Raw genomic sequence first — 12,184 nt, forward strand, 5'->3', positions numbered from 1 at the left:
CCCAATAAAAGCAATAATTATAATTATTCTTTAGCATTAACAATATGCTTCCCTGTTACAGTCCCGCCATTATAACAAACAAACATGTCAGCTGCAAAATCAAGTACATTATTCAATTCAGCGGTACTGACACTTTCATCAGCGTAAACAACAGCTAATAGCTTACGCGTTGCCAATGTAACTGCCGTCCGCCGTGAATCAGCAGTAGGATTACCAAATACGCCAAGGCTGTCTGTTAAAAATGGTTTATCATCAGTGGAAACGGTTTTACCGGCAATGCTGGTATAATACCCCTCTGTTGCCAGCCTGTAACTGCAATCGCCTACAATCTGCTCTAAATCATAAAGCCCAAATGGCAATAAAAATTTGATAGAACAATAGTTGTTGACATCTACCGCGCTATTTACATAATACAAGTTTTTTTTCTGCAATACACGCCTCACCAACGCTTCTGATGCGGGTCGATAACGTGACGGATCAAAGTGCAGTTTTTTGTACATATTACGTACTGCCAAAATCCGGGGAAGCTTTGGCAGTAAATCCATATTATATGCTTGACCGACTTCTATTTGCAGCCTGTTAAATTCCTGGCTTAAGGCCGGCGGCGTACCCTTGACAACAACATCATTAATAGTCAAATATCCTAAGCGGCAATTAGGTACAACCTGACTAATACTTTCTTGAATCGTAATTTTCATAATAAAAACAAACTCCTCCTGGATAGTTAGCTATTAATTTTTACTACCGCGAGTAATTGAACAAACCTGAGCATTTACAGCCTGCACCAAGTGTTCAGGTGAAAGGACAATCTGACAGCCTCGTATACCTGCACTAACAGCAATTACTTGCCAATTTGCTGCACTTTTATCTAAAAAAACCGGATAGTGCTTTTTGGGTCCCAGCGGTGAAACGCCGCCGCGAATGTACCCAGTAAGCGGCTGAACCTCTTTTAGTGATACCATTTCTACTTTCTTGTTGCCACTGGCGGCTGCCAAAAATTTAAGATCAAGTTCGGCAGCCCCAGGAATGCAGGCCATAATAACTCCCGTTTTATCGCCTCTCAATACCAAGGTTTTAAAAATCTGTTCATCCGGCATCCCTACTTTTTCGGCCACATTTTTTGCACTCAAATCTGTTTCATCAACCTCATATTCACGCAATTCATAGGCAAATTGAAGACCATCCAATATTCGGGCAGCATTTGTTTTCATAGCACTATACGTTCTCCTCTACTTATCTAACTCTATAATCATACTATACTATTAACAAGCATTCTATATATTTTTTCACAGTATATTATTGATTCCTCTATTTGTCAATAAAGTGAGATTGCTTCAGATGGAGGGTTACCCCATTGAAGTTTTGACAAACTTATCCGGCGATCAAGATGTTCTACGACTCCGCTTGTAGAACACCTTGATCATCGGATAAAGAGATACGGGCGCGGTAAGCCGCGCCCGTATCCGCTAATCAAGATTCATATATTTTACTTTTACACTAGGTATTTGCTGCAGTTCTTGTTCTAGCTGCTTTACCGGCACCTCCTCACCACACAACTGTAGTAAAATAATGCCACTGTTGGTACAAGAACTTACAGCCGCATCATGAAGCCCTAACCGCACCCGAATATGGCAGCCATAGTTGGTAAGTACATCTTGAACCTTTACCGCTGTTTCCACACGATTGTCTTGAATAATAGCCATAATTGTCGAGCAATCAGCCATTGTAAACAACACCTCCTATTATATTATTTATATACATTTTATCATAAATTATCATAATTCCTGCTTATAATTTACTATAATCAGAAATTTTCCAACATAGCTCCTCCCCATACCTAAAGGATTTTGCCATATTTTGTTGAATAACACTATTGCACTTCTATATATAATATGTTAATTCTTATACTGTGAGGATTTATGAGCGAAACAGCCGAAAACCGTAAAATAATCCATCAGCCCTTTGAGTATCTTGTCCCCGGAATGCAGTTGTCCCGTGATGTCTGCTCCACTGATGGAAAAGTGCTAGTTAGTGAAAACAGTATTCTTACTCAAAGCACAATTCAAAAATTAAGCAATTGGCAAATACCCAGTGTTTCCGTCTACACTGAGGTAACCACCCTTAACCCCCTGCTTGATCCAAAGTTGCAAAAATTTCTTAATACATATAATCAATCGGTTTCCGTTGTCCAACAGGCTTTTAACGATATCAGAGCTATCCAGGAAATTCCTCTCGACGCCTTTACTGTCACTGCTAATGAACTTGCCACCGGTGTTGTCGAAGCAGGCAATGTAATTGACCGCTTATACAATTTACCGCCTTGTGATGACTATACTATCTACCATAGCGTCAATGTTAGTGCCATCTCTGCCCTTATTGCCACTTGGCTCAACTATCCGCCAGATTCCGTTAATGCCATCTCTTTGTCCGGATTATTGCATGATGTCGGCAAATCACGCTTACCTTTGGAGCTACTACATAAACCTAACCGGCTTCCACCGGACTCCTATGAACAATATATGAAACATGTTGCTCTCGGCTATCATCTGGTAAGTAAAAATTCTGCGATCTCACCCAGTATTACTGCAGCTGTTTTCCAGCATCATGAACGGCGGGATGGCAGCGGTTACCCTGGCGGTATTACTGACTACTACATCCATCCCTATGCCAAGATTGTGGCCGTGGCAGATTTATATGATGAAGGGATGACAATCAACTGCGAGAATCCACAGTCAAAATTAAGTCCCTATTTTAGCCTGCAGAAACTGCGCGATGAGGTTTATCGGCTAGACCCCAAAATCTGCATAACCTTTACTGATAATATGACGAATTTTTTGTCAGGCAACCGGGTAATACTCACAGACGGGCGCCAGGGCCGCGTGGTCTATATAAATAAATATCAGCCTGCACGCTCGATAGTTCAATTAGATAATGGAATAGTCCTTGATTTATCCGAACAGAAGGAAATTACAATTCATTATATAGTGCGTTAGACCAAACCGCCCCCCTTAGGCGGTTAATTTAATAATTATTAATCAATCTGTTTAACATAGTTACAAATAATATAGTCAAAGTAGTAATTTTTAGAAGGACAAGTGCATTCGGGCAGCGAAAAAATACTACACGTCATATGTACGATAGAGGTGAATAGTTTTTGCTCAAAATTGCTTTAGGCCAGATGGAGGTTATTCCTGGTAGACCAGATTTAAATACCAATAAAATGCTGATCATGATTCAGGATGCCTGTAACCAGCATGCTGACATGATTATTTTTCCCGAAATGGCCGTCCCTGGTTATTTATTAGGTGATACCTGGGAACAATCGTCTTTTCTGCAGGATTGCGAAGATTTTGGCCGTCAGATAATTGATGCGTCCCAAAATATCTGCATCATTTTCGGTAATGTTGCGGTGCAATGGGACAAACACGGCGATGATGGCCGGGTACGCAAACATAATGCCTGCTTTGTGGCCCAACATGGCCAACTTGTCGCCACCCGCATCAAAACACTGCACCCCAATTACCGTGAATTTGATGACACCAGGCACTTTTTTAGTCTGCGCAAACTGGCACTTGAACGCAAGCAGGATATTGAAACCCTGCTGATACCTGCGAAAGTTACGATCAGGAATAAAGAATATAGTCTGGGCTGTATTATTTGCGAAGACGGCTGGAATGATGATTATGACGTTGACCCTATTGCCGCCCTTCAGGCCAATGGTCCCCTTGATTTGATAATCAATCTCTCTAGTTCACCATTTACTTTGGGTAAAAACAATAAACGTAACCGGGTATTTTCCAGGCAAGCCCGGGAAACTGGCGTACCACTTATCTATGTAAACACTGTTGGCCTCCAAAATAATGGTAAAACAGTATATACCTTTGACGGTTTCAGTACAGTATATAACCGCATGGGGGAAATTATCGCCTACTGCCAGCCGTTTACAGAAACGCTGGATTACCTTGACCTTGCTATTAAAACAAGTGGCCGGAATCTGCCATCAATCAGCATACCTAATGATTTTACCATTGACAGCTTATATCAAGCGGTCAATTATGGGATCAAAAAATTCTTACAGTCAATTGGAATGACCAAGGTAGTCATCGGCCTATCAGGCGGCATAGATTCAGCAGTAAATGCCTCACTATTTGCCCGTATTTTAAACCCGGAAAACATCCTGCTGGTCAATATGCCGAGTAAATTCAACTCCAAAACAACCAGGGATTTAGCCGCCCAGCTGGCAAAAAATCTTGGCTGCCTATACACAGTAATGCCTATTGAACAATCAGTCGAATATACGGCCTCTCAAATCAGTGGTACACCAGTCACCAACCTGGCCGATGGTCGACAATTTAACTTTCTGGTATCTTCCTTTGTCCTGGAAAACATTCAGGCCAGGGATCGTTCTGCCCGGTTATTGGCAGGCATCGCGGCTGCTTTTGGCGGCGGTTTCACCTGCAATGCCAACAAAACTGAGCTTTCAGTCGGCTACTCTACCCTCTATGGCGATCAGGCCGGATTCTTAGCCGCATTGGCTGACCTATGGAAACATCAGGTCTATCAACTGGCTAACTATTTAAATACCCATGTCTATGAACGGGAAGTGATTCCCCAGGCAATCATTGATTTAGTGCCAAGTGCAGAGCTTTCTTTTGAGCAAGCGGTTGACCAAGGCAAAGGAGATCCCATTATCTATCCCTATCATGACTATTTGTTCCGCTCTTTTATGGAATATTGGAACCGCGCTACGCCGGAAGATATTTTAGTTTGGTATAGCCAAGGCCCTGCTGTGCTAGAACAAAAACTAGGCTGCCAGGCTGGTCTTGTTACGCGATTATTTCCCGGGCCGCGCGAATTTATTGAAGACCTGGAACGGTGGTGGCGTCTCTATACCGGTATGGCGGTAGCCAAACGCATTCAAGCCCCGCCCGTATTGGCTGTCAGTCGCCGGGTCTACGGTTTTGATCACCGCGAAGCACAAAACAGTGTGTATTTTACTCAAAAATACTTAAAAATAAAACATACTTTACTATCTGGAGATCAGTGAGGGGTTTTACTTTTGGCATTGCCCCAAAAGTAACAAAAGGTCTAGGCCCAAACCCTCCAAAAGCTGAAAAGCCGGGCGATATTCCTAAAATCCGTAAACTCGCTACGCTCAAACAGTACGGATTTTTTAACGGAATACCACCCGGCTTTTCTCCTGCGGAACGCTTTTTCCGGCAAAGGCCGGGGGGTTACGGAAGATACGAGGGGTACCGGCCACGGGGCACGGGGGCACGGGGTCGCCTGTGCCCGGTTTTATACTTGATACCCCTTGTTTTATAAGGCCTCCATAACTCTCAAAAACACATACTTTCTTATAAAAACACGGCAAAAGGATAATCCCTTTACCGTGTTTTTTACTACTATTTTATCACCATCCGCAATAGCCAGATGCCAATGAACACGGCACCAATTACCAATAGGACAAGCAGGAGTACAGGCAGGAAAAAGAATAACAATATGGCTAAAATAGCAGCTACCATCAAATTTCCAGCCCAGCCGTAAGAACCAAAGGAAAAATTGATTCGTTTAACCCGTGGCGCAGCGCCTGATTCATAACTGCTATCCTGCCCATGATGGGCATGAACATTGTCGCCTTCAATAGTAATGCCGTTAAAACCATCCCGTTCCTGACGGCTTAATACAGTAACCGCCAATGTATGGCCGCAGTGCGGACAGGTATCTGCTCCGTTTTTTATTAACTCATTACAGTAAGGACATTGCATGGTTTACCCCTCCTGACACTTATTATAGATCATACAGCAAGGAAATCATGCCCTCTTCACTTAAGTATCTGGGATCATATTTTTCCAGTTTTAATACATTGTAAAGCTTAGTGCTGCTGGCACTAATACTTGATTTACTTACCTTCATATCTTCGACTAATACGTTTATCGGCATATCGGCCTCACCATTATTAATATGAGAATAAACCTGAATGACAGCAGCAGCCCATACAGCTGGTTTTCGAACATTTACGGTGGTAATCCGGGAAAAATCCTGCCACATCTTCTGGGCCAAAACAACATCATGCAACGAATAGCCAAATTGGGGCATATAAGTTGCAATGGATTTTGCTACTGCCATATTAACGGCTTTTTCATCAGTTACCGGCTGCGGAAAGTTGCGTTCCATCTGGGCGTATGAAGTAACATTAACCCTAGCCCAGGTAGCTAAAAGATCAATCGTGTGTCTTACCGCATTAGCATGCCGCTCAATAAATTCACCCCAGGTAACACCCGGTTGTTGCAAATCTAACATAGCTTTCTGACGATTAATTTCTTCCTTAATCCGTCGGCGCAAATTACTACTAATTTCAACACTGGTAATGAAATTAATCATAACCAATTCGTGTTCCTCTTGTTGTAGAAAGACATGTCCATAAAACAACAATTTTTTTACATGTTTATAATCATAATTCGGATTAGGCAAACGAATTTTTTCGTCAGTTAACAGATTAATGCAATCAACCCACTCCTGATTAACTACGCTTTCAACGTAAAATACTGTAAACTTGGCTTTCAAAAGCTCTTTCAGGATTTTTTGTTCCTCTTCATTCAACTGCTTACTACAATCCAATTCAAACTGCATTATCGGCGCGCGGTCATTTGCCAGTAAATGATAATCAAATAAAAAATAATCCCAAAACCCCAGCCAGAATTCATCGTCATGTTCATCGTCCGGCATTTGCCCAAGCGGTCCTAAATACAGCGAAAGCGCCCGGTCAAAATCATCAATGAAATTTTCTCGCTGGAAATAAGAACTAAACTTATGCATCAACCGTTCTACCGCTTCACCAACTATGCTTCCGATATCTTTCGGTATAGTACTAAGTGACGCTTCTTTGAATATCATGCTTTCTTCGTCCTCTGGTTCAATAAACTTAAGCTGCTTGCCTCCAGTCATAAATGCCGCTGCCTGTTCAAGTTCCGCAGTATCAAAATGTATTTTTTTGGTAGACAAATAGTCATAAAACTCTCGCAATACATCGAATAAATGATTTACCACCTTAATATTAGGCTTAAACCCTTCTGTTTGTACAATCATCCATTCAACAGCCAAACTATACTCGACAGCTGTCAGCTCATCAAGGGTTGTATCACCAGAATAAGACAAATATGATACAAACATTTGCAGATTGTGCCACCTATCCCTTAAAACCTGGTCATCAGCACCCTGCCAAGCCTTATGACGCAAAAAACCTTCAATCCATTCCCGTTTTATTGCTGAATTCCATTCCAGCTCTTCAAAAAAGACCTGGACTTCATCATAAACATTTTTTATGTTGGTCATGGTAAATATTTAACTCCTTTAAGCACGTTAACGAACCTTATTATAACACGTTTGCCCCCTCTAAACCAGTAGTATTCCACTTATTGGAATTGTTTCCCGTTAGTTAGTGCATTTAGGAATGTTTTTCCATTCCTTGTTTTAATTGACAGATCACTAACAACCACACGCATAACTGATATGCGGCCCTCCTCTGTATTATATCCACCCAGCGAGTGAATGGCATATTGGCGGCCATCCTGTTCCCGACCCAGATAAATCATAACATGGCCTGGCATATAGATAGCATCCCCTGGTTCCAACTTATTGATTTGTGCTACCCGGTCACTTCCTGAAAATGCAATCGTTCGGCCAGCGGCCAACTCCTGTTCATCAGCATTGCGCGGCAGCTTTAAGCCAAAACCCCGGTATACATCAAGCACCAGCGAAGAACAGTCCCAACTATCATGCATTCCGCCCCAGCCATATCGCTGACCCTGTAATTTAAACACCTGACTGATAATATTAGCTCTGGTATATGGCAGATACCCGCGAACCACCTGATTATCCATCGGCACTGCAGCCAATTCGAAACCTAATTCTCCCTGAGGACCACGTACCGGCAGCTTAACAGCATAATTACCTGCCTTACCTTGTTTTTCGCGCAGCAAAGAAACCTTGCTGTCAGTCAGCGGCAGTTTGGCTCCCATGGCAAACACAGTATCCCCGATGGTAATTTTATGGGCTGTCACTGTTAGGAATTCCGCTGTATCAAAATACTTCAGCCACTCCTGCCGATTGGCAGCAACAGCTAACGCCCTGGCTGGCAGCCACCCCCGATAATTATAGGTTTGAACATAATACCAATCTTTGTTCAGGCTTTCATGCAATATAACAACAGGTTCAGCCGGATCAATCGCCGTTTCCTGCCACAAGTCAAATTCATGATCATCACTCTTGTCGGCCACAAAATCATTTGTAGGATAAGTCCTGATATTAGCACGAGTCACAGTGAACGCAAACCGCACCAGGGTACTAGGTGCAATCGCATCTACATTACATTTAGCCGCAAGCATGCTGTAATAATCAGCTGTAACCGGCTGACCATTTACATATTCCCGCTCCTCTGGCAGCTTAGGTACAGCGATCAGGCTTACTAGTTTTTCCTTTAACAATTTACTTGGGTACTGGCGCAAATCAAAAACTGTATCCGGAGACTTATCAATTACCGCCTGATTAAAGGCCGCAATCTCCTTTTGTTCCAAAATTACTTGATTAGGTTCTTGCAATTTATTAATCCAATAGGTTTCGTTAAGCATCATCGGGGCAACATTAGGCATCACCTTATATGCATCTGCCGCCGCTGCCGGCCCTACAAAAGCCGCCATAGTAATCATAGTTACCACGGTTACAAATAACAATAATCTTTTCAACCTTTACTTCCTCCCTCATTCAGCTAATCAGCCACTCATTTCCATTAAGCATAATTCACCAAATTACCCGCACTATCCTGCAAGCATTGACAGAAATGATTGTCAGCTACCGTGAAAAATGCTATTCTGAAGAAATGAGGAGGATAGGTATGTCTGAACAATTACTATTAGAAATGATTCAACGACTAAGCGTAGCCGCCACGCTTGCTTTTGTATTATCGCAAACCAGCATATTTCGACGTCTGATAAACCGCCGTAATACTTACCAGGATGCCCTGCTGCTTACCATTTTTTTTGGTCTTATCGGCATCTCTGGCACCTATGCCGGTATACCCGTCAATGATGCTATTGCCAATTCCCGGGTTGTCGGCGTTATGGCGTCCGGCCTTATTGGTGGACGCCTTATGGGAATATCAGCCGGAATTATTGCCGGCGGCCATCGTTACCTCTTAGGCGGCTTTACTTCCTTTTCCTGCGCGTTAGCCAATATTTGTGAAGGCCTGCTGGCCGGTATGATTCACAAATACTTCCCAGGTCGTCCAATTCCCTGGTGGCTCGCACTTGCCGCCGGCGTTTTTGGGGAAATCATGCAAATGGGTATTATTTTATTAACAGCACGTCCCTATTATCTTGCTGTAGAGCTTGTCAGCGAAATTGCGTTACCCATGATTGTTGCCAACTCACTGGGCTTGATGGTATTTATGCTGATTATAAAAACAACCACTGATGCACAAGAAAAGATTAGTGCCGAGCAATCCCACAAAGCACTTCATATTGCAAACAAAACATTACCTTATTTAAGGCGCGGCCTCACTGCGGAATCAGCACAGGCAACAGCTCATATCATTTTGGCTACCGCAGGCTATGATGCCATAGCTATTACAGATACCGAGAAAGTAATAGCGTTTACAGGAGCAGAAAGTTCTCATCATGCCCCTTCGGTAAATACCACTCTGACAATAGCTACCCGCCAAGCGCTTGCCACCGGTCAAGTGCAGCTTGCCCGGGATAAGGCCGGCATCGGTTGTGCCCACGCTGGCTGTCAGCTTGCAAGTGCTATTGTTGTGCCACTAAAAAGCGCCGACAGAGTGATTGGTGCTTTAAAGCTATATTATACCCATAAGAGCAACCTGGGTCAGGCAGATATCGTTTTCGCTACTGGTCTGGCTCATTTATTTTCCACCCAACTTGAACTTACCGAGATTGACCACCAGGCTAAAAGGGCTGACAAAGCCAAAATGAAAGCCCTGCACGCTCAGATTAATCCCCACTTTTTATTTAATACCCTTAATACCATTACTTCGCTTATTCGCACTAAGCCTGATTTAGCGCGAGAGTTGCTAATCAAATTAAGTATGATCTTCCGTTATACACTGCATAAGACCGGGCAAAATATTACCATCTATGAGGAGATGGCACAAGTCCGCGCTTATCTTGCTATTGAACAAGCCCGCCATGGTGAAAAGCTGGTGGTAATAGAAGCCATTGAGCCTGAGCTTAATCAATATCTGATTCCTTCACTTACCATCCAGCCGCTGGTAGAAAACGCCATAAAACATGGCTTGCAGCCCAAAGCAGCCGGTGGCTCACTTACAATTAAAGCTACTGATTGCGGGAACGATATTGAAATGAATATTATAGACGACGGTGTAGGTATGGATTTAGCAGCCCACAATCCACTTGAGCATCCAAGTGGTGAAAGTATTGGCTTAATCAACGTGCATGAACGCCTCTGCGGACAATATGGCAGTAGTTATGGCTTAACACTTACGAGCCAACCTAGCCAGGGCACCACAATTACATTGCGTTTTCCCAAATGCCTTACCAACGAGGTGAATGATTGTGCTTAAAGCCATTATTGTTGATGACGAACTACCGGCTCGCGATGAACTAAAATTTTTGTTGTCCCAGCTGCCGGCTATCTCCGTGATTGGTGAGGCGGACAACGGCCCGGCAGCAGTCGGCCTTGCAGCCCAGTGTGACCCTGATGTTGTATTCCTTGATATTCAAATGCGGGGTATGAGCGGCCTTGATACCGCGCTGGCCTTACGGACGGCCGCGCCACAAGCCCTTATTGTTTTTGCCACCGCCTATGATGAATATGCACTTAAAGCATTTGAAATAGGCGCTGTTGATTATCTGCTAAAACCGTTTGAAAGTGAGCGAGTAGCAGCTACCGTACTTCGTTTAGAAAAATATCACCCCGAAGAATGGCAAGTAGCCACCGCACGTCTTGATCAAACATTGGCTTCAGCAGTTCAACAACCAGTACACAAACTGGCTGTTGAGAAAAATGGCAAAATCATGTTAATTGATTATGATGACATTATCTATATTCATACCCTTACAGGTTTAGTCAAAATTATAACCCTAGCCGGAGAATACAACTACTCCGGCACGTTGACAGAACTACAAGAACGTCTGCGGGACACGCCCATTTTACGCGTACACAGAAGCTACCTTGTCCATATGGAAAAAGTTAAGGAAGTCATCCCCTGGTTCAAAGGTACTTACTGGCTAAAATTGTCTACACCTGATAATAGCAGCTATGTCGAGGTACCTGTCGGTAAAAGCCAAATAAAAAAAATAAAGGAAATTTTGGGACTAAAATAAATTACCAAAAAATATATCTTGACTTTATAAATATGTCATGATATATTGTAATAGATTATTGTCCATGTGGTTTTAAACCCCCTATTTAGAAAAAGTAGTTCTCCGAATTTCTCTTTGTTCTAATTAGTAATTGGTAGTAGTCCATGGTAATGCGGCTGATTACGTTTTCTAACGTGATGATTACCAATTTAGAATTAAGGAGGAATATAGATATGAAACGCATTATATCATTAATTAAACGCCTAACTTTTTTAGGCTATTGCACCTTTGAAATTGAAAGTATAATTAAAGATGCTATTGGTATAGACATCATCAGCAACTTAAGCAGTAATCAAGAAATTGCTGTTATCCAGCATCTCGAGCTGTACGAACAATTAGGGCTAAGTTATCTGGATACTTATAGTAAATAAGTAAGTATTAAAAAAATCCGCGTTCACTAAGTGAACGCGGATTTTTTAATGTATCAGAAAATATAAGTTTGGAAGTTACGGAGGCCTTATAAAACAAGAGGTGTCAAGTCTAAAACCCGGCACAGGCGGCCCCGTACCCCGTACCCCGTACCCCGTACCCCGTACCCCGTACCCCGTACCCCGTACCCCGTACCCCGTGCTCCGTGCTCCGTGCTCCGCGTTCCGTGGCCGTCACCCCTCGTAACTCCCGTAACCTCCCGGCCTTTGCCGGAAAAAGCGTTCCGCAGGAGAAAAGCCGGGCGGTATTCCGTTAAAAAAATCCGTACTGTTTGAGCGTAGCAAGTTTACGGATTTTAGGAATATCGCCCGGCTTTTCAGCTTTTGGAGGCGTGGGGCCTAGACCTTTTGTTACTTTTG

Annotated in this window: 11 protein-coding genes; 5 read left to right on the forward strand and 6 right to left on the reverse strand. The window is 43.0% G+C overall.

What is annotated here, in order from left to right:
• Positions 1 to 23 precede the first annotated feature (23 nt).
• The 3 genes from AC1ECB_RS12330 to AC1ECB_RS12340 form a co-directional block, all read right to left on the reverse strand.
• Complete coding sequence (locus AC1ECB_RS12330; protein WP_021170702.1) at positions 24 to 698, reverse strand: B3/B4 domain-containing protein; 675 nt, start codon at positions 696 to 698, stop codon at positions 24 to 26.
• Positions 699 to 731: 33 nt separating this feature from the next.
• Positions 732 to 1,211 carry a Cys-tRNA(Pro) deacylase gene (gene ybaK / locus AC1ECB_RS12335; RefSeq protein ID WP_485668962.1) on the reverse strand — a complete coding sequence of 160 codons (480 nt, stop codon included), beginning with the start codon at positions 1,209 to 1,211 and terminating at the stop codon, positions 732 to 734.
• A gap of 255 nt (positions 1,212 to 1,466) precedes the next feature.
• On the reverse strand, positions 1,467 to 1,724 hold the full coding sequence (locus tag AC1ECB_RS12340) for a CPF_0552 family protein (protein WP_485668963.1): 258 nt from the start codon (positions 1,722 to 1,724) through the stop codon (positions 1,467 to 1,469).
• 195 nt (positions 1,725 to 1,919) lie between these two features.
• On the opposite strand from AC1ECB_RS12340, the gene AC1ECB_RS12345 reads away from it, so the two are divergent.
• Both AC1ECB_RS12345 and nadE read left to right on the forward strand, forming a co-directional pair.
• On the forward strand, positions 1,920 to 2,993 hold the full coding sequence (locus tag AC1ECB_RS12345) for an HD-GYP domain-containing protein (RefSeq protein WP_485668964.1): 1,074 nt from the start codon (positions 1,920 to 1,922) through the stop codon (positions 2,991 to 2,993).
• Between the two features lie 161 nt (positions 2,994 to 3,154).
• Positions 3,155 to 5,047: an NAD(+) synthase gene (gene nadE / locus AC1ECB_RS12350; protein WP_485668965.1), complete on the forward strand. Its 1,893-nt coding sequence runs from the start codon at positions 3,155 to 3,157 to the stop codon at positions 5,045 to 5,047.
• Between the two features lie 358 nt (positions 5,048 to 5,405).
• On the opposite strand, the gene AC1ECB_RS12355 is transcribed toward nadE, so the two are convergent.
• The 3 genes from AC1ECB_RS12355 to AC1ECB_RS12365 form a co-directional block, all read right to left on the reverse strand.
• The gene (locus tag AC1ECB_RS12355; RefSeq protein WP_485668966.1) at positions 5,406 to 5,768 is read right to left on the reverse strand and encodes a hypothetical protein; all 363 of its coding nucleotides are present in this window, start codon (positions 5,766 to 5,768) and stop codon (positions 5,406 to 5,408) included.
• 22 nt (positions 5,769 to 5,790) lie between these two features.
• A complete protein-coding gene (locus AC1ECB_RS12360; protein ID WP_485668967.1) occupies positions 5,791 to 7,335 on the reverse strand; it encodes a hypothetical protein in 1,545 nt (514 codons plus the stop codon).
• A gap of 80 nt (positions 7,336 to 7,415) precedes the next feature.
• A complete protein-coding gene (locus AC1ECB_RS12365) occupies positions 7,416 to 8,744 on the reverse strand; it encodes a C40 family peptidase (RefSeq protein WP_485668968.1) in 1,329 nt (442 codons plus the stop codon).
• 149 nt (positions 8,745 to 8,893) lie between these two features.
• Here AC1ECB_RS12365 and AC1ECB_RS12370 point away from each other — a divergent pair, with 149 nt between their 5' ends.
• From AC1ECB_RS12370 to AC1ECB_RS12380, 3 genes are all read left to right on the forward strand, one after another.
• Positions 8,894 to 10,594, forward strand: a complete 1,701-nt coding sequence (locus AC1ECB_RS12370; protein WP_485668969.1) for a LytS/YhcK type 5TM receptor domain-containing protein — start codon at positions 8,894 to 8,896, stop codon at positions 10,592 to 10,594.
• The gene (locus AC1ECB_RS12375; protein WP_485668970.1) at positions 10,581 to 11,357 is read left to right on the forward strand and encodes a LytR/AlgR family response regulator transcription factor; all 777 of its coding nucleotides are present in this window, start codon (positions 10,581 to 10,583) and stop codon (positions 11,355 to 11,357) included. The genes AC1ECB_RS12370 and AC1ECB_RS12375 overlap by 14 nt, the downstream gene beginning before the upstream one ends.
• 212 nt (positions 11,358 to 11,569) lie before the next feature.
• Positions 11,570 to 11,767, forward strand: a complete 198-nt coding sequence (locus AC1ECB_RS12380) for a hypothetical protein (protein WP_485668971.1) — start codon at positions 11,570 to 11,572, stop codon at positions 11,765 to 11,767.
• Positions 11,768 to 12,184 lie beyond the last annotated feature (417 nt).

Source organism: Sporomusa sp. 246TCP1 (assembly GCF_057319775.1).

What these genes read in the sequence shown, in the direction of transcription:
- AC1ECB_RS12330 (WP_021170702.1), bottom strand. Translation starts at nt 698, where the DNA reads ATGAAAATTACGATTCAAGAAAGTATTAGTCAGGTTGTACCTAATTGC.
- ybaK (WP_485668962.1), bottom strand. Translation starts at nt 1,211, where the DNA reads ATGAAAACAAATGCTGCCCGAATATTGGATGGTCTTCAATTTGCCTAT.
- AC1ECB_RS12340 (WP_485668963.1), bottom strand. Translation starts at nt 1,724, where the DNA reads ATGGCTGATTGCTCGACAATTATGGCTATTATTCAAGACAATCGTGTG.
- AC1ECB_RS12345 (WP_485668964.1), top strand. Translation starts at nt 1,920, where the DNA reads ATGAGCGAAACAGCCGAAAACCGTAAAATAATCCATCAGCCCTTTGAG.
- AC1ECB_RS12355 (WP_485668966.1), bottom strand. Translation starts at nt 5,768, where the DNA reads ATGCAATGTCCTTACTGTAATGAGTTAATAAAAAACGGAGCAGATACC.
- AC1ECB_RS12360 (WP_485668967.1), bottom strand. Translation starts at nt 7,335, where the DNA reads ATGACCAACATAAAAAATGTTTATGATGAAGTCCAGGTCTTTTTTGAA.
- AC1ECB_RS12370 (WP_485668969.1), top strand. Translation starts at nt 8,894, where the DNA reads ATGTCTGAACAATTACTATTAGAAATGATTCAACGACTAAGCGTAGCC.
- AC1ECB_RS12375 (WP_485668970.1), top strand. Translation starts at nt 10,581, where the DNA reads ATGATTGTGCTTAAAGCCATTATTGTTGATGACGAACTACCGGCTCGC.
- AC1ECB_RS12380 (WP_485668971.1), top strand. Translation starts at nt 11,570, where the DNA reads ATGAAACGCATTATATCATTAATTAAACGCCTAACTTTTTTAGGCTAT.